At 40.0% G+C, this 17618-nt stretch carries 13 protein-coding genes and 1 pseudogene; 13 read left to right on the plus strand and 1 reads right to left on the minus strand.

Annotated elements, in window-relative coordinates; translation table 11 throughout:
• The first annotated feature begins 1 nt into the window (after position 1).
• From relA to eno, 4 genes are all read left to right on the plus strand, one after another.
• Complete coding sequence (gene relA / locus AC0VZ4_RS04455) at positions 2 to 2158, plus strand: GTP diphosphokinase (RefSeq protein ID WP_475441025.1); 2157 nt, start codon at positions 2 to 4, stop codon at positions 2156 to 2158.
• A gap of 2 nt (positions 2159 to 2160) precedes the next feature.
• Entirely contained in the window at positions 2161 to 2955 is a 795-nt protein-coding gene (gene mazG / locus AC0VZ4_RS04460) for a nucleoside triphosphate pyrophosphohydrolase (RefSeq protein WP_475441026.1), read from the plus strand.
• Between the two features lie 154 nt (positions 2956 to 3109).
• Entirely contained in the window at positions 3110 to 4744 is a 1635-nt protein-coding gene (locus AC0VZ4_RS04465) for a CTP synthase (protein ID WP_033015319.1), read from the plus strand.
• A gap of 275 nt (positions 4745 to 5019) precedes the next feature.
• Positions 5020 to 6318, plus strand: a complete 1299-nt coding sequence (eno, locus tag AC0VZ4_RS04470; protein WP_475441027.1) for a phosphopyruvate hydratase — start codon at positions 5020 to 5022, stop codon at positions 6316 to 6318.
• 200 nt (positions 6319 to 6518) lie between these two features.
• Here the strand turns inward: eno and mutH are convergent, their stop codons facing one another.
• Positions 6519 to 7190: a DNA mismatch repair endonuclease MutH gene (mutH, locus tag AC0VZ4_RS04475; RefSeq protein ID WP_475441028.1), complete on the minus strand. Its 672-nt coding sequence runs from the start codon at positions 7188 to 7190 to the stop codon at positions 6519 to 6521.
• A 426-nt stretch (positions 7191 to 7616) separates the two neighbouring features.
• On the opposite strand from mutH, the gene rppH reads away from it, so the two are divergent.
• The 9 genes and pseudogenes from rppH (at position 7617) to AC0VZ4_RS04520 (ending at position 17575) form a co-directional block, all read left to right on the plus strand.
• Positions 7617 to 8135: an RNA pyrophosphohydrolase gene (rppH, locus tag AC0VZ4_RS04480; protein WP_475441029.1), complete on the plus strand. Its 519-nt coding sequence runs from the start codon at positions 7617 to 7619 to the stop codon at positions 8133 to 8135.
• Positions 8136 to 8364: 229 nt separating this feature from the next.
• Positions 8365 to 10629 carry a phosphoenolpyruvate--protein phosphotransferase gene (gene ptsP / locus AC0VZ4_RS04485; protein WP_475441030.1) on the plus strand — a complete coding sequence of 755 codons (2265 nt, stop codon included), beginning with the start codon at positions 8365 to 8367 and terminating at the stop codon, positions 10627 to 10629.
• Positions 10630 to 10719: 90 nt separating this feature from the next.
• Positions 10720 to 11529 (plus strand): sulfite exporter TauE/SafE family protein, encoded by an 810-nt coding sequence (locus tag AC0VZ4_RS04490; RefSeq protein WP_033029013.1) that lies wholly within the window; start codon positions 10720 to 10722, stop codon positions 11527 to 11529.
• Between the two features lie 12 nt (positions 11530 to 11541).
• Entirely contained in the window at positions 11542 to 12345 is an 804-nt protein-coding gene (lgt, locus tag AC0VZ4_RS04495) for a prolipoprotein diacylglyceryl transferase (RefSeq protein WP_007377512.1), read from the plus strand.
• Positions 12346 to 12355: 10 nt separating this feature from the next.
• Positions 12356 to 13207 (plus strand): thymidylate synthase, encoded by an 852-nt coding sequence (locus tag AC0VZ4_RS04500; protein ID WP_007377511.1) that lies wholly within the window; start codon positions 12356 to 12358, stop codon positions 13205 to 13207.
• A 23-nt stretch (positions 13208 to 13230) separates the two neighbouring features.
• Positions 13231 to 14157 (plus strand): UTP--glucose-1-phosphate uridylyltransferase GalU, encoded by a 927-nt coding sequence (galU, locus tag AC0VZ4_RS04505; protein WP_475441031.1) that lies wholly within the window; start codon positions 13231 to 13233, stop codon positions 14155 to 14157.
• A gap of 34 nt (positions 14158 to 14191) precedes the next feature.
• Positions 14192 to 14953, plus strand: coding sequence for an IS5 family transposase (locus AC0VZ4_RS04510; RefSeq protein WP_475441032.1), 762 nt, complete (start codon positions 14192 to 14194; stop codon positions 14951 to 14953).
• 503 nt (positions 14954 to 15456) lie between these two features.
• A pseudogene (tnpC, locus tag AC0VZ4_RS04515) lies at positions 15457 to 16897 on the plus strand (IS66 family transposase).
• Positions 16898 to 16936: 39 nt separating this feature from the next.
• Positions 16937 to 17575 (plus strand): SPOR domain-containing protein, encoded by a 639-nt coding sequence (locus tag AC0VZ4_RS04520; protein WP_475441033.1) that lies wholly within the window; start codon positions 16937 to 16939, stop codon positions 17573 to 17575.
• The last annotated feature ends 43 nt before the right edge of the window (positions 17576 to 17618 follow it).

Consider the following 17618-nt stretch of genomic DNA (forward strand, 5'->3'; position numbering starts at 1 on the left):
TATGGTAGCTACACGTCAATCACATCAGCAAGTTGAAACAGGTGATTTTGCGACTCGTCTTAAAGTACTCAAACTTTGTGCTGAAAAGGCGGAGATGCTTAATCAAGCGCAAGCACTGTGTGTTAACAGTAATAGTCAGAGCCGACAAAATACAGCCATTGAAATGGTTGAGATTTTAGTTGAGTTAAATCTTGATGCTGAATCGTTAGCGACGGCGTATTTAACCCCATATTTTTTAGATGGCTTAGTGCCTTTAGAAGTGATCGAAGAGCAGCTAGGTAGTAATGTGGCCATACTGCTAACAGGCGTTGCGCAAATGGCGACTATTAGCACTTTATCGCATCAGGGCAAAGGCACGGTGCAAGTCGATAACATTCGAAAAATGCTGTTAACCATGGTTGAAGATGTCCGTGCAGTGGTTATTAAGTTAGCTGAGCAGGTTTGCCATTTACGTAACGTAAAAGATGCTGGCGAAGAAGATCGCGTTATTGCTGCAAAAGAAACTGCCGATATTTTTGCTCCACTAGCTAATCGACTCGGTATTGGGCAATTAAAGTGGGAACTTGAAGATTTATCGTTTAGGTATCTTCGTCCTGATATTTACAAAAATATTGCTAAGCAACTCGATGATAAACGTTTAGCACGCGAAGCTTATATGGAAGATATGGTGGAGCAAGTCAAAAGCCGTTTGAGTGAAGCAGGCATAGAGGCTGAAGTTTACGGTCAACCTAAACACATTTACAGTATTTATAAAAAAATGGCGCAAAAAAACTACGAATTTGATCAACTGTTTGATATTCGTGCTATGCGTATTGTGGTTGAGCGCTTGCAAGACTGCTACGGTGCGTTGGGTATTGTGCATACCAATTGGCGTCATCTTAATAAAGAGTTTGACGATTACGTCGCGACGCCGAAACAAAACGGCTATCAGTCTATTCATACCGTGGTATTTGGCCCTGAAGGTAAAACTGTAGAAATTCAAATACGTACCCAAGATATGCACCAAGATGCAGAGCTGGGTGTGGCAGCGCATTGGATATATAAAGAAGGCGCATTACCAGGGCGCGGCTCGGGTTATGAGCAAAAAATTAGCTGGCTACGTAAATTACTGCAATGGCAAGAAGAAGTAGTTGATGGCGGCGATTTAGCTGAAGAGCTTAAAAATCAGGTGGTTGAAGACCGCGTATACATATTTACACCCAGTGGCGATATTATTGATTTGCCACTTGGCGCTACACCGCTTGATTTTGCTTATTATATTCATTCGAACGTTGGCCACCGCTGTATTGGTGCAAAAGTATTTGGCAAAATAGTGCCGTTTACGCATCAGCTTACAACTGGGGATCAAGTAGAAATACTGACACAAAAGCAACCTAATCCGAGTCGAGATTGGTTAAACCCGTCACTAGGTTACATTAAGTCATCGCGTGCAAGAGCTAAAATACATCATTGGTTTAAGCAACTTGATCGCGACAAAAACTTAAGTGCTGGTAAAGAAATACTTGATAATGAACTGCAAAAATTAGGTTTAAGCTATAAAGCTCTAGAGCCAGCAATAAAGCGGTTTAACTTTAAAGAGCTTGACGATTTAATGGTTGCTATTGGTGCGGGTGATGTACGCCTCAATCAAATGCTAAATTTTGTTACCGACCGCACAGAAGACGAACCGGTAATTCGTATTAAAGCACCCAGTAAAGTAACGGGTGATAAAAACGGCATTGTAGTTGATGGCGTTGGTAGTTTAATGAGCCATGTTGCAAAATGTTGCCGCCCTGTACCTGGCGATGAAATTATCGGCTATATTACGCAAGGGCGTGGTATTGCGGTGCATCGTGAGGATTGTGACTCATTTAACCACCTTAAGGCACAACACCCAGAGCGTGTTATTGCAGTGAGTTGGTCAGACGATATTAGTGGTTCATACGCACTAAGTATTAAAATAGAAGCAACCGATCGTTCAGGGCTAATACGCGATATAAGCTCAGTACTTGCTAACGAAAAAGTCAACGTACTTAATATGAATGTAAATACGGTTGAAGATAATCAGTTAGCAGTGTTCACAATGCAAATAGAAGTACATGACTTATCGGGTACTAACCGTGTTCTTTCTAAGTTACACCAAATTGAAGGTGTACACGATGCCAAGCGTGGTCATTAACCATGAATGATAATGCAGCGCTTACACAACTTCTTAGCATAATGAAAACACTGCGAGATCCCAAGGGCGGTTGTCCGTGGGATCTCAAGCAAGATTTTAAATCTATTGTGCCGCATACATTAGAAGAAGCATACGAAGTTGCTGACTGTATTGAATCAGGCAACTTAGGTGAGCTTAAAGGTGAGCTCGGTGATTTGTTATTTCAAATCGTGTTTTATGCCCAACTAGCTCAAGAGCAAAACCTATTTGATTTTAATGATGTAGTTGAGCAATTAAACAGCAAATTGATCCGTCGTCATCCACATGTATTTGCCGATAAAAAAGTACTCACTGCTGAGCAATTATCGCAGCAGTGGCAAGCAATAAAAGCGCAAGAACGCAGTACCAGAGCAAAAAGTGAATCACCTTCCTTTTGGCAAGATATTCCTGCAAATATGCCAAGTTTAAGCAAAGCTAAAAAAATCCAACAACGCGTGGCTTCTCTTGGTTTTGATTGGCCAACGTATCATGGTGCACTTGATAAAGTGAGCGAAGAAGTGCTTGAAGTAAAAGAAGCGATTGAACAGGACCCTTTGTCGGATCATACCGCAGAAGAACTTGGCGACTTACTTTTTGCAACCGTGAATGTAGTACGCCATGTAAAACGCGACCCTGAGCAACTTCTTCGCAGTGCCAATGATAAGTTTTCGGCGCGCTTTGAAAAGGTCCAAGAGTATTTAAACGCACAAGGCAAAAGTTTAGATACTGCCACCTTTGAAGAAATGGATCGCGCATGGGATGCGATTAAAAAATTGTAATTAAATTATGCACATTTTTTGTGCGCACATTTGCTATTTTTAGCTGGATTGATAAGCCGTGTTTTGGTACAATTTCGCCCCGTCTTGATGATATACCCTTAGGCTCTTCTTTGGGTGTTATATTCCTTTTAATTCCTGATATTCTAGGGTTCGCATGAGTACAAAATTTATCTTCGTTACTGGCGGAGTTGTTTCTTCGTTGGGTAAAGGTATTGCAGCAGCATCGTTGGCAGCTATTTTAGAAGCCCGTGGTTTAAATGTTACCATTTTAAAGCTGGATCCTTACATCAACGTTGACCCAGGCACAATGAGCCCAATTCAACACGGTGAAGTATACGTTACAGAAGACGGCGCAGAAACTGACCTTGATTTAGGTCACTATGAGCGTTTTATTCGTACCAAAATGACTAGTCGTAATAACTTCACACAAGGCCGTGTATACGAAGACGTATTACGTCGTGAGCGCCGTGGTGAATACCTAGGTGCAACTATTCAGGTTATTCCACATATCACTAACGATATTAAGCAACGTGTATACGACGGTGCTGAAGGTTATGATATTGCTATTGTAGAAATTGGCGGCACTGTAGGTGATATAGAATCACAACCGTTTATTGAAGCAATTCGTCAGATGGGAACTGAAATTGGCCGCGAACGCGCGCTATTTATTCACTTAACGCTAGTGCCATTCTTAGGCCCTGCCGGTGAAGTGAAAACAAAACCAACTCAGCACTCTGTTAAAGAGTTACGCTCAGTCGGTATTCAACCAGATATTCTTATTTGTCGTTCTGACCGTAAACTACCAAATAATGAGCGTGCAAAAATCTCATTATTTACAAACGTAGAAGAAAAAGCGGTTATTTCACTACCAGATGTAGACAGCATTTATAAAATTCCAGCATTATTAAAGTCGCAAGAATTAGATAACTTTGTATGTCGTCGTTTTCACTTAGATCCACCAGAAGCTGATTTAGCTGAGTGGGAACAAGTACTTTATCAAGAGTCTAACCCAACAGGTGAAGTGACAATTGGTATGGTTGGTAAATACATTGAATTACCAGACGCGTACAAATCGGTTAACGAAGCATTAAAGCATGCGGGCCTTAAAAACCGTTTAACAATTAATATCGAATACGTAGATTCACAAGATCTTGAAAGTAAAGGTGTTGAGTTACTCTCGCATTTAGATGCTATTTTAGTGCCAGGCGGCTTTGGCGGGCGTGGTGTTGAAGGTAAAATATTAGCGGCTAAATATGCGCGTGAAAATAAAGTGCCTTACTTAGGTATTTGTTTAGGTATGCAAGTAGCGCTTATTGAATATGCACGAAATGTTGCAGGCCTTAGCGATGCAAACTCAACCGAGTTTAATGCAAAATCTGCAGCACCAGTTGTTGGTTTAATCACTGAATGGCTAGATGCAGAAGGCAATGTTGAAACGCGTGATGCTGAATCTGATTTAGGTGGCACAATGCGTTTAGGCGCTCAAAAATGTCATTTAACACCGGGCTCTAAAGTACATGAAGTATACGGTAGTGATGAAATTGTTGAGCGTCATCGTCATCGCTACGAAGTTAACAACAACTTTGTAGAGCAATTAGAAAAAGCAGGTTTAAGCTTTACCGGTTTATCAGAAGATAAAAAACTGGTAGAAATTATTGAGAATAAAGATCACCCTTGGTTTATTGCCGCGCAGTTCCACCCGGAATTCACGTCAACACCACGTGATGGTCACCCGCTATTTGAAGGGTTTGTAGCAGCCGCTCATATCCACCAAAAAGCGTCATCGTAATTTAAAAAAGCCGTGCATATTGCACGGCTTTTTTGTTTTAAGGGCTGACTAATACCAATTTTATTAAAAAATGAGCATTGTATCGCATTAAATAACTCACTCACTGCGTTAAATATTACTCATATAGAACAACTATATGTCATAATTTCTGCCTTGTTATTGAGCTATTTTCTTAGCGCTATAATAGCTCACTAATTTAATGCAATTGGTATAAACTATATAAAACGTAGTAAAGTTAGTCGAACTCACCATTTTGGGAATATAGAGGAATCAAGATGTCAAAAATCGTAAAAGTAATTGGTCGCGAAATTATGGACTCGCGTGGTAACCCAACTGTTGAAGCTGATGTACATTTAGCTGATGGTTCATGGGGCCGTGCTGCAGCACCTTCTGGTGCATCTACAGGTACTCGCGAAGCATTAGAGTTACGTGATGGTGACAAAACGCGTTATTTAGGTAAAGGCGTATTAAAAGCAGTTGGTTATATCAACAAAGAAATTGCTGACGCTTTAGCTGGTCAAAATGCATTAGAGCAAAGTACTGTTGATAAAGTAATGCTAGATTTAGATGGTACCGAAAATAAAGAAAAATTAGGTGCCAATGCAATCTTAGCTGTATCACTAGCAACAGCAAAAGCAGCTGCACAATCTAAAAAGGTTGAGCTTTATGAACATATTGCTGACTTAAACTGCACGCCGGGTGTTTATTCAATGCCACTTCCAATGATGAATATCATCAATGGTGGCGAGCATGCAGATAACTCTGTAGACATCCAAGAGTTTATGATCCAACCTGTTGGCGCTACTAACTTCCGCGAAGGTCTACGTATGGGCGCTGAAGTATTTCATAGCCTTGCTAAAGTACTTAAAGCTGATGGCCATTCAACAGCAGTTGGCGATGAAGGTGGTTTTGCGCCTAACCTTGCATCTAACGAAGCAGCTCTTGCTGCAATTAAAGTCGCTGTTGCAAACGCAGGTTACGAGCTAGGTAAAGATATTACTTTAGCAATGGATTGTGCTGCATCTGAGTTTTACGACAAAGAAGCAAACATCTACGACCTTAAGGGTGAAGGCAAAAAATTCACTTCTGAAGAATTTAACTTCTTCTTACAAGATCTTACTAATCAGTACCCAATCGTTTCTATCGAAGATGGTCTCGATGAGTCTGATTGGGATGGCTTTGCACATCAAACTAAACTAATGGGTGATAAAATCCAATTAGTAGGTGATGATTTATTTGTAACTAACACTAAGATTTTAAAACGTGGTATCGACAATGGTATTGCTAACTCAATCTTAATTAAGTTTAATCAAATCGGTTCTTTAACTGAAACGTTAGCAGCAATTAAAATGGCTAAAGACGCTGGTTTCACTGTTGTTATTTCTCACCGTTCTGGTGAAACTGAAGACTCGACAATTGCTGATTTAGCAGTGGGTACTGCTGCAGGTCAAATTAAAACAGGTTCATTGAGCCGTTCTGACCGTGTTGCAAAGTACAACCAATTGCTACGTATTGAAGAGCAATTAGGCGATAAAGCACCGTACAACGGTCTTAAAGAAGTTAAAGGTCAGTAATTCTATTTTATATAGAATCTAATTTTTAATTTTAGATGATAAAATCCTCGCACAAGCGGGGATTTTTTATGCCTGATACTTTTTTCAAAGAGATGAAAATAAGTTATAGGCGTTAAGCTTGCTGACGCGCGCACGCAGTGCGAAAAGGAAGATTCACAAATAATAACTCTTTGTTTAAGTCTTACTACTTTACAGAGCACTCAAAGCTGAAATTGCTGTTTTAAAATCTCGCCAGTAAAGTTGGTTTTTAGATAAAAGCCACTGGGCAGGGTTTTTATTATTTGCCCGTTAGGGCCAATGGCATCAGTGACTATTTTGCTATGGGCCGCTTTTGGGCGTATTTGCATTGCATCGCCTAAATGGCCCGATATTTCGTCAATTCGGCCAAGTGCAATTAACTCCATTTGCTCTTCCCAGTCGCGCTGTAATAAAGCGTCCTGCTCAGGTGTGGGTTGCCATAAAAAGCCACTGCCGATTGTTCTATCAAATGGAGCAATATCACGCTCGCTTAAAATAGGTAGCCATAAAACGTGATTAAGCTTTTTGCGAACGCTGCTGGTATGCCACGTCATCCCCGTCACGTTCATTAGTGGCGTTACAGATACAAATGTTGTTTCCAGTGGTTTCCCTTTATAAGAAATAGGGAGTGTTTTTAGCTCTATGCCTAAATCTTCAAAATCGGGTAGTGGTTTAGAGCCTGCAGTTGCACCTAAAACGTATTCTATTAATTGTCCCGTCCAGCCTTTTTCTCGCAGTAAATCGTCAGGCGTTTTAAAGTTATACTCACTGGCTAATTGGCCAAGTGTCAGGCCTGCAATATTATCAACCCGCTTTATTAGGTCATTAATTGAATGTGGTTTTGTTGGTCGCATATCACTAATTTGAGTTGAATAAATACCCTTGTCATGATAGCAAATCAGCTAAGCCGTGGATATCTTTGCGTTTGTGTGTTTTTTGTACATGAGGTGTTTGCTGTAATTTTACACACGCTAAAAAGTGAGCGAATTAACTTAAGTAACTGAACTGCTTTGTAATTTTGTGTTTTATAGTTCAGCTTTAATTAAGTGAGATTAGAGTTATAGGGATAAATACAGATATATGAACAAGTTTATCCACAGATTCTGTGGAGAAAGTCAGCTTTTAGATCTTATATTGTGGATTTGTTTGCAAAACGAGCGTGTTTTACAAAAGTTATACACAAGCTGTGGGTAAGCAGAGTAAAACTCGTAATAGTATTTGCCGTATTGCGGGTTATGTGGAACAATCATAGAAAATCGACTTACAAATGAGGCACTAAGGTGATTGATGCCGAAGGTTTTCGTGCCAATGTCGGAATTGTAATTTGCAATAATCAGGGGCAAGTGTTTTGGGCTAGACGTTATGGTCAACATTCTTGGCAATTTCCCCAAGGTGGTGTTGATGATGGTGAAACCGCAGAACAAACCATGTATCGCGAATTACACGAAGAAGTAGGGCTGCGACCAGAAGATGTAGAAATAGTCGCAAGTTCAAAACATTGGTTACGCTATAAATTACCCAAACGATTAATCCGCCGAGACTCTAGTCCGGTGTGTATTGGGCAAAAACAAAAATGGTTTTTACTAAAATTACGCTGTAAAGACGAAGATGTAAATTTACTTAAAACCCATCATCCTGAATTTGATGATTGGCGCTGGGTAAGTTATTGGTACCCTGTAAGACAGGTTGTATCGTTTAAACGGGATGTTTATCGACGTGTAATGAAAGAGTTTGCTCCTTTTTCCATGCCTTTTAATAAGAGAGAACAACATAAAGATCACTGGCGAAGTAAAAGGTAGTTAACTAAGTAACCTGGACTCTGGATAATAAATCTATCTCGAGCAGCTATTTTCAGCGCTAACTGCGTTGAATTTACTTGCAATAGGCAAGCTATTGACGCGTAAGTTCGCCTTGTTTTCACTGAAAATCTCTGGCTAGAGAAAATAAAGTTAAATATCACCATGATTCAATACGTTAGTAAATCTCTTAACCAGAGTTCAGGTTAAGTATAAAATAAAGGAGCAGGGTATGCTGGCTACACTGAGATCTATTGCGGAGTCTGTATCGCGGCAAGCGAATTTAGACAGCGCATTAGTGTGCTTTGTGCAAATGGTGAAAGATGCCATGAAAACCCAGTGCTGCTCCATTTATTTTGCAGATTACAGCCAAGACAATTTTGTACTTATGGCAACCGAAGGACTAAACCCCGATGCGGTAGGTAAGTTTAGAATTGGTTTTACCGAAGGTTTAGTTGGCCTAGTAGCGCAACGCGAAGAACCTATTAATATTGCATTTGCTAAATCGCATCCGCGTTTTAAACTCTCCCCCGAAGTAAATGAGGAAGGCTACAACGCTTTTTTATCTGTACCCGTTGTTCATCAAAAAAAAGTATTGGGTGTTATTGTTGTTCAACAAAGAATGGCGCGTGTATTCAGTCAAGATGAAGAGTCATTTTTAATTACGCTTTCTGCTCAACTGGCTTCACAGTTAGCACATGCCGAAATTAAAGAAGTTTTGCGCCAAGATGAATCATCTCATCAAACATCGGTATTAAAAGGCGTATCGAGTGCGCCGGGTATCGGTATTGGACAGGCATTTGTACTTTTGCCAAAACTTGATTTTAAATCGATTGAACTCAAAAAAGATCATGATACAACAGAGCAACACCGTTTGTTTACACAAGCCGTAGCTGCAACGCGTAAAGAATTTAGTACCCTTTCGATGACGCTAAGTGATTCTATTCCGCACGAAGCTCTTGCTGTATTTGATGTTTACCAACAGCTGCTTGATGCAAAAAGTTTAGGCCACAATGTAGAAATGCAATTACAAGAAGGCTGGTGTGCTAAAAGTGCATTAAAAATTGTAATAGAGCGTTTAATATCTCAATTTAATGCCATGCAAGACCCTTACATAAAAGAGCGCGCCGTTGATGTTAAAGACATTGGCTTGCGGGTACTGCATCATCTTGTAAATACCGAACATGCTGTTAAAAATTACCCACCCAATACAATTTTGATTGCCAATACGTTAACACCAGCAATGCTTGCAGAAGTACCAAAAGGGCATTTAACCGGTGTCGTTAGTGTAAATGGCTCAGCAAATAGTCACGCGTCTATATTAACGCGCGCAATGGGTATTCCTGCTATTTGGGGTATAGAGGATTTACCTTTATTGCAGTTTGACGGTAAATCAATGATTTTAGATGCATTTTCAGGGCGTTTATACATATCGCCATCGCAAATGTTAATGGATGAATACACCGAATTACAACATCAAGATAATCTACTTAATAATCGCTTTTTAGCAGAGCAAGACTCAGAATCAATTACGCTTGACGGTGAGCATGTTAGCTTATTATTGAACGCAGGCCTTGAGCTTAATACCGAGCAAAGTAGTTCACATATTTGTGACGGTGTAGGGCTTTATCGAACCGAAGCGTGGTTTATGCAAAAAGGTCAGTTTCCTTCGCAATCAGAGCAAGAAAATTGGTATCGAGAAGTACTAACTAACTATCATCCCAATCCTGTGGTTATGCGAACATTAGACATAGGTGGCGATAAGGTTCTTGATTACTTTAACATAACCGAAGAAAACCCATTTTTAGGTTGGCGTGGTATTCGTATCAGCCTTGATCACCCTGAATTGTTTTTAGATCAACTCAAAGCCATGCTTAAAGCCAATATAGGTTTAGGTAATTTAAAAATAATGCTGCCAATGATCAGCGGAACCGAAGAGGTAGACGAGTCACTCGCATTGTTTGAGCAGGCTTATTTTGAGCTAAGTGAAAAATACCCAGAACAACAAATAGAAAGACCCGATATAGGTATTATGCTTGAAGTGCCATCAAGCGTATTTATGCTGCCAGAGTGGTCTAAAAAAGTTGATTTTTGCTCCGTAGGCAGTAACGATTTAACACAGTATTTATTAGCGGTAGATAGAGCAAATGCCCGAGTTGCTGAGTTGTTTAATCCCTATCACCCTGGCGTACTTAGAGTGCTTAATAAAATAGCCTGCGAGTGCGAACAATATGAGTTACCTTTTAGTTTATGTGGAGAGTTAGGCGGCGATCCTGAAGGTGCAATACTCCTTATTGCTATGGGGTACAGGCGTTTAAGCATGAATCTATCATCACTTAATAAAGTTAAGTGGGTACTTAGACGTTTAAGTGTAAGTGATATGGAACAATTACTAACTGCATGTTTGGCGCAGTCAACTGCAAAGCAAGTACTGCGTTTAACACGTAATTTTATGTTAGAACATCACTTAGGTGACTTGTTTTACACGCCAAAATAACTAAGTTCGCCGAATTAATTTAAATACGAAGATGCTATTAGTTTTATAATCCTTTAATATATAAGTCTCCAAAGGGTATTTGAGATTACTATGTATGACTTAGGTTTGTTAGTCGCAAGCTGCGCACTACTAGGCTGTATTGTCGGGTTTTTAGCGGGTTTACTAGGCATTGGCGGCGGTTTAATTATTGTCCCAGTACTCAGTGCGTTACTGCTGTCATTTAATGTAACCTCAGCAGATCATGTATTAGTGATTGCTATTGCAACGTCACTTGCTTCTATTTTATTTACCTCCACCTCTTCAGCGTTGGCTCATCATAAAAATGATAATGTGCCTTGGGCAATTGCGCCTTGGGTTATGTCGGGTGTGGCTTTAGGCGCGCTTATTAGCGGCTTTGCAGCTAGCCTTATTCCAGAGCAAATATTGCGCACTGTGTTTTCTGTAAGTGTTGTATTTATAGCAGGGAGAATGGTGCTCTCAACTCGTAATAAACCAATGTCAGAAAAACCGTTACCAGCAGGTCCTATTTTAGGCGGGATTTCGGCAATAATGGGCGGGTTATCAGGTTTAATAGGTATTGGTGGCGGCGCATTAATAGTCCCTATGCTTAATTATTTTTCGGTTGATATAAAAAAAGCAATTGGTTGTGCCGCAGCCTGCGGAATTGTTATTGCATTATTTGGCTCTGTTGGCTATGTCAGTGCCGGCTGGCACGTGACTGATTTAGAACATGGTTTTGCAGGATTTGTGTATCTTCCTGCGTTATTTGGTATTGTATTAACGTCGTGGTTTGTTGCACCTATTGGTGCTAAAGCAACTCATTATTTACCTGTTAATACAATTAAGAAAGTTTTCGCGGTGCTGCTTGTAGTTATCGCAATTAAAATGGTTTTTAGCTAAAGGTTTATTTTTATGGCACTTGAGTTTCCTCAAATCGATCCAATAATTTTTTCAGTTGGGCCACTTAGCGTACGTTGGTACGGCTTAATGTATTTAATAGGTTTTGCATTTGCGATGTGGTTTGCAAATCGTCAAGCGTCAAAACCAAACTCTGGTTGGACTAAAGATCAAGTTAGCGATTTACTGTTTTACGGCATGTTAGGGGTAATACTAGGCGGGCGTATTGGCTACGTATTGTTTTACCAGTTTAGTTACTTTATAGAAAACCCACTGTATTTATTTAGAATAGATCAGGGCGGCATGTCGTTTCATGGTGGAACACTTGGCGTTATAACCGCCGTCGCAATTTTTTCGTGGACGCGCAAAAAATCGCTTCTTCAAGTAGGCGACTTTGTTGCACCATTGGTTCCTGTAGGGCTTTTAGCCGGACGTATTGGTAACTTTATAAACGGTGAGTTATGGGGCCGAGTTACCGACGTGCCATGGGCAATGGTATTTCCAACGGGCGGGCCGCTTGCGCGTCACCCATCGCAATTATACGAAGCATTTTTTGAAGGCTTAGTGCTTTTTTTAATCTTGCAATGGTTTATTAAAAAGCCTCGTCCGGCAGGCAGCGTTGCCGGTGTGTTTTTATTAGGTTATGGCGTGTTTAGGTTCTGTATTGAATACTTCCGCCAACCAGATGCACAACTCGGTTTATTTGCCGACTTTATTTCAATGGGGCAAATACTTTCGCTTCCTATGATAGTAGGCGGATTAGGGTTATTAATTTGGGCTTATAAGCAACCACAACACGTTACAACAGCTAAGGCATAATACAAAAAACATGAAACAATATTTAAAGTTATGTCAGCGTATTGTTGACGAAGGGCAGTGGGTAGAAAACAAACGTACAGGTACGCGTTGTTTAACTGTAATTAATGCTGATTTAGAATACGATGTAGCTAATAATCAGTTTCCGATGATCACCACACGAAAAAGTTACTACAAAGCAGCGATTGCTGAATTACTAGGTTACTTACGTGGTTACGACAGTGCTGGGCAGTTTCGTGATATTGGCTGTAAAACATGGGATGCTAATGCGAACGATAATAACGCATGGCTTAATAATCCTAACCGTAAAGGTGAGGACGACATGGGCCGCGTTTACGGCGTACAAGGGCGTGGTTGGCAACGCCCAGATGGTTCAACACTTGATCAGCTCGCTAAAGTTATTAATAACTTAAAAAATGGCATTGATGACCGTGGTGAGATAATCACGTTTTATAACCCAGGCGAATTTGAGCTTGGTTGTTTGCGCCCGTGTATGCATACGCACACCTTTTCGTTGCTTGGCGATACCTTATATTTAACGTCTTATCAGCGCAGCTGTGATGTGCCGCTTGGCTTGAACTTTAATCAAATACAATGCTTTGTATTATTGGCGCTAGTAGCTCAAATTACTGGTCATAAAGCGGGTAAGGCATACCATAAAATTGCTAATGCGCATATTTACGAAAACCAACTTGAGTTGATGCGAGATGTGCAGTTAACACGTCAGCCATTTGCATCGCCTCAATTAAAAATTAATCCAAAAATTAAATCGTTAGAAGATATAGAAACGTGGGTAACACGAGACGATTTCGAAGTAACAGGCTATCAATGCCACGAAGCGATTCAATATCCATTTTCAGTATAATAAAAGATTGAGGAAAACATAAAATGAAAGCAGTGATCCCAGTAGCAGGCCTTGGCACGCGTATGTTGCCAGCCACTAAAGCAATTCCTAAAGAAATGCTGCCAGTGGTAGACCGTCCTTTAATTCAATATGTAGTAAACGAAGCCGTTGCTGCAGGCATTAAAGAAATCGTGTTAGTAACGCATTCAAGTAAAAACTCAATCGAAAATCACTTCGATACAAGTTTTGAACTAGAAGCTACTTTAGAAAAGCGTGTTAAGCGGCAACTACTTGCCGAAGTGCAAGCAATCTGCCCTAAAGACGTAACCATTATTCACGTACGCCAAGGTGAAGCAAAAGGCTTAGGCCATGCTATTAGTTGTGCAGCGCCTATTATTGGTAACGAACCGTTTGTAGTTATTTTACCAGATGTAATTATTGACGATGTAGAGAGCGATCTTAAAAAAGATAACTTAGCAGAAATGATCGCTAACTTTGAGAAAACCAAGCACAGCCAAATTATGGTAGAACCAGTACCAATGGCACAAGTTAACCAGTTTGGTGTGGTTGATTTAGGTGATGTTGACTTAAAGCAAGGTGAAAACTCGCCAATTTTTAATATGGTAGAAAAGCCGCCAGTAGATGAAGCGCCATCAAACTTAGCTGTAGTGGGTCGATACGTATTAAGCGAAAATATCTGGCCGTTACTTGCAAAAACTCCGCAAGGTGCAGGCGACGAAATTCAATTAACTGATGCAATTGCGATGTTAATGGAACACGAAAAAGTAGATGCATACGCTATAAAAGGCCGTAGCCACGATTGTGGAAGTAAAATTGGTTACTTAAAAGCAACTATTGAATTTGCACTACGCCGTGATGAATTTGCTGATGAATTAAAGTCATTTATTAAAAAACTAGGGCGTGTTGATCTTTGCGGTATAAAAAACAAACAGAATAAGGATAAGGTATAATTGAATTCGCTAAAAAACGTTACACCGAACCCTCATGCCAAGATTAATGTTAACAGACGCGACATGGAATGTCTTATCAAAAGTAATGCACTTAAGTGGTCGAATTTATAATAAGCCTGAGCATAGAAAAACGCTCGAAGGCATACTCTATAAGATGCGTACCGGTATTCCTTGGCGAGATTTACCGTCTTATTTCGGCTCGTGGAGTGCTATTTATAGACGATTTAATTTATGGTCCAAAAAAGATATTTTGAATGAATTATTTCGAGTGTTATCCCACTATGCTGATATGGATTGGATCTTTATTGATGGCAGTATTGTCAGGGCTCACCAGCATAGTTGCGGTGCAAGAACCGCTGACAATGAATCAATCGGTAAGAGTCGAAGTGGTAATTCGACTAAAATTCATCTTGCAGCAGATAGCGGAGGATTGCCTGTTTATTATGAATTATCCTGTGGAAATACGCATGATATCGTCCATGCAGAGTCACTTGTAGCCAATTGCCCAACGAGTAATGTTGTTGTCGCAGATAAAGGCTACGATAGTGAAAAACTAAGAGAGTTTATTCGTGACAATAGCGCTACACCCGTTATTCCACGCAAGGATAACAGTTTAGTGGGTAATGAAGATATTGACTGGTGCATGTACAAATATAGGCACTTAGTTGAGAATGCCTTTGGTCGGATCAAACAATATAGAGGGATAGCCACACGGTATGAAAAGCTTGAGCGGAATTATCATTCCATGCTCGCTTTAGCATTCACTATGATGTGGCTACCAATATGGGCTGATTAATATATATACTACAAAGATCAACAGCCCCTAATTTAACAGTTAACAAAAACATGAAAGGCGCCTGTATCGGCGCCTTTTTTATGAGTTTTATTAGGGTAGAAGTAAGAAAGGAGCCACTCTAAAAATAAAGTTTTTAAGTCATTACAGACATATTGTTATTTATGTTGTAAAGTTTGTGTTAATTGGCATTGAATTTGTATTAAATAATGCTCTCAAGGAAGGGTGGGAGTATGCAACGTTGTGTTTTACAAAACACTGACAAGCATGCGAAGAGCTAAGTTTTATAGCTCACAGCTTAAATAAAGTTAAACGCTTTCTTGTGAGAATGTTTAACTGAAATGTAGTGTGAAAACACTGCTTTCAGGACAGCAAATACATGTTTATATATAAAAAAAATGGTAACTATTCACCATGGTAAATTATTTTCAAAGGATCTTTTTTAACTATTGACCGATCCCGCCAGTATGCCGAGATAGGGCTATGACCTAATAGCCCTAGCTTCAATGAATTTAAACAGCATCAACATCAACGAAATCGTTGAGAAAACCAAAGCTCAATTACAAGAAGATAAAACTCTCACGCCTGCGTTGAAGATGTCTATTGAACTCATTCTGGTTGTCGTTGTTATGTTGGCAAGTAAATTAGGACTTAACAGTAACAATAGCAGTATCCCGCCATCAAAAGACATCAACCGAAAAAAACAAGACAAAGAGAAATCAGCCAAGTCAGCGGGTGGTCAAAAAGGCCGAGCAGGTAAAACACTAACCCAAACACAGACGCCTGATGAGATCAAAATCATCCTAGTTGAACGTGATTTTTTTACCGAAAGGTCACTACCGTGAAATTGGCTTTCAAAAACGACAGGTTGTCGATATAGATATCAGAAAAGTGGTCACTGAATACCAAGCACAAATTCTGGAAAATGAGCAAGGTAAGCGTTTTATTGGTGAATTTCCAGAAGACGTTAACAGTCCTATTCAATATGGGGTTGGTGTAAAAGCCCATGCAGTTTACCTATCCCAATATCAATTACTCCCTTACAACCGCATTGAAGAATATTTTTGTGATCAACTCGGTATTCCAATCAGTGCGGGTAGTTTATTTAACTTTAATGAACAAGCAGCGGCCTTGGTAAAGTCCTCCGGCGCAGAAGCCGCGCTCAAGAAAGCCCTGAAAACGACTTATCAAGCCTTACACGTTGATGAAACGGGGATTAATATAGGTGGTAAACGACGATGGCTTCATGGTGCATCAACGACGTGGTGGACGTATTTTTACCCGCATGAGAAAAGAGGGAAAATAGCGATGGATGACGCCGATATTTTACCTCACTTTACTGGGGTACTATGCCACGACCACTGGAAACCGTATTATCAATATACACAGTGCCAACATGCCTTGTGTAATGCACATCATATCCGAGAGTTAGAAAGGGCATGGGAGCAAGACGGTATGCAATGGGCAAAGGATTTGCAAACCCTACTGACTGAAATCAATAAACATCAAATAGATAACCCCGAGCTAGATGCAGACACAAAAGCTCACTATATAGAGAAATATCAACAAATATTGGCTCAAGGTGACATTAAATGCCCTCCACCGGATAGAAACAGCCGAGTAAAAGGCCAGCGAGGCAGATTGAAACGAACAAAGTCTAGAGCGTTGTTAGAGCGGTTAAGAGGTTATCAAGATGATGTCTTACGGTTCATGACGGAAACGGCGGTGCCTTTTAGCAACAACCAGGGTGAGAATGATATTAGGATGACCAAGGTTCATCAAAAGATATCTGGGTGCTTCAGAAGCATGCAAGGTGCAGAGATGTTTTGTTTAATCAGAAGCTACCTATCGACTTGCAGAAAACAGCATGTATCAGCAAGCCTAGCCCTTGAGTTACTCTTCAAAAATCAGTTACCTGATATATTTATTGAAAATGTGGCTGAATAGTTACAAAAAAATAACATAGGGCTTTTACTCAGCTTGCTAATGCTTTTATTTGGTACAGCATGCAGCGTTAAGCCTGAAATAAAAACCATTGACGAACAACCTCAAAGTAACTCGCCTGACTACGTCTCAATTACAGCCCTTGAACTTGCTCAGCTAAAAGATGCCGCAACGCAGTGGCAACAAGCGCGCGAAGGCATAGAGCGAATTTTAAGGTTAGAAAAAGAAATAACTTACCTCGTAAATCATATTGATATCATAAACAGCAAAGCTATTGCGCAGTCTAACCAAGGGTATAGCAGTAAGTCAGTCCGCTCGCCACGCAATACCCGCAGTACACAATCGCGCCCGCGACAAGTTATGCAAAACTACAGTAATAAAAAACAAACAGTAAAATTAAATACACCTAAACATGTATTTGCTTTACAGGTAGCTTCGGTTGACTCAGAGCAAGGTGTGGCTAAAGCATGGCAAGAGCTAAATACTAAAGCTGCTCCGTTGTTTAGAGACAAAATATTGACTAATGTAGAAACCGCAAAAATAAATAACAAAACGTTTTACAGGCTAAAGTTAGGCTCTTACCAAAATTTTAAAAATGTAAAAGCAGACTGCGCCGTATTCAAGCTGTATAAACTCGATTGCATAGTAAGTAATTACACAGATAAACCTATAAAACTATAGTTGAATTTTTGGCTTAATTATTGCTTTTAAATTAGAGTTATTT

The sequence above is a fragment of the Pseudoalteromonas sp. QJM3NY_22 genome (assembly GCF_056173065.1).

Excerpts from the sequence above, each read along its gene's own strand:
- relA (WP_475441025.1), top strand. The coding sequence starts at position 2 with ATGGTAGCTACACGTCAATCACATCAGCAAGTTGAAACAGGTGATTTT.
- AC0VZ4_RS04465 (WP_033015319.1), top strand. The coding sequence starts at position 3,110 with ATGAGTACAAAATTTATCTTCGTTACTGGCGGAGTTGTTTCTTCGTTG.
- ptsP (WP_475441030.1), top strand. The coding sequence starts at position 8,365 with ATGCTGGCTACACTGAGATCTATTGCGGAGTCTGTATCGCGGCAAGCG.
- lgt (WP_007377512.1), top strand. The coding sequence starts at position 11,542 with ATGGCACTTGAGTTTCCTCAAATCGATCCAATAATTTTTTCAGTTGGG.
- eno (WP_475441027.1), top strand. The coding sequence starts at position 5,020 with ATGTCAAAAATCGTAAAAGTAATTGGTCGCGAAATTATGGACTCGCGT.
- galU (WP_475441031.1), top strand. The coding sequence starts at position 13,231 with ATGAAAGCAGTGATCCCAGTAGCAGGCCTTGGCACGCGTATGTTGCCA.
- AC0VZ4_RS04500 (WP_007377511.1), top strand. The coding sequence starts at position 12,356 with ATGAAACAATATTTAAAGTTATGTCAGCGTATTGTTGACGAAGGGCAG.
- AC0VZ4_RS04510 (WP_475441032.1), top strand. The coding sequence starts at position 14,192 with ATGCCAAGATTAATGTTAACAGACGCGACATGGAATGTCTTATCAAAA.
- mazG (WP_475441026.1), top strand. The coding sequence starts at position 2,161 with ATGAATGATAATGCAGCGCTTACACAACTTCTTAGCATAATGAAAACA.
- AC0VZ4_RS04520 (WP_475441033.1), top strand. The coding sequence starts at position 16,937 with ATGCTTTTATTTGGTACAGCATGCAGCGTTAAGCCTGAAATAAAAACC.
- AC0VZ4_RS04490 (WP_033029013.1), top strand. The coding sequence starts at position 10,720 with ATGTATGACTTAGGTTTGTTAGTCGCAAGCTGCGCACTACTAGGCTGT.
- mutH (WP_475441028.1), bottom strand. The coding sequence starts at position 7,190 with ATGCGACCAACAAAACCACATTCAATTAATGACCTAATAAAGCGGGTT.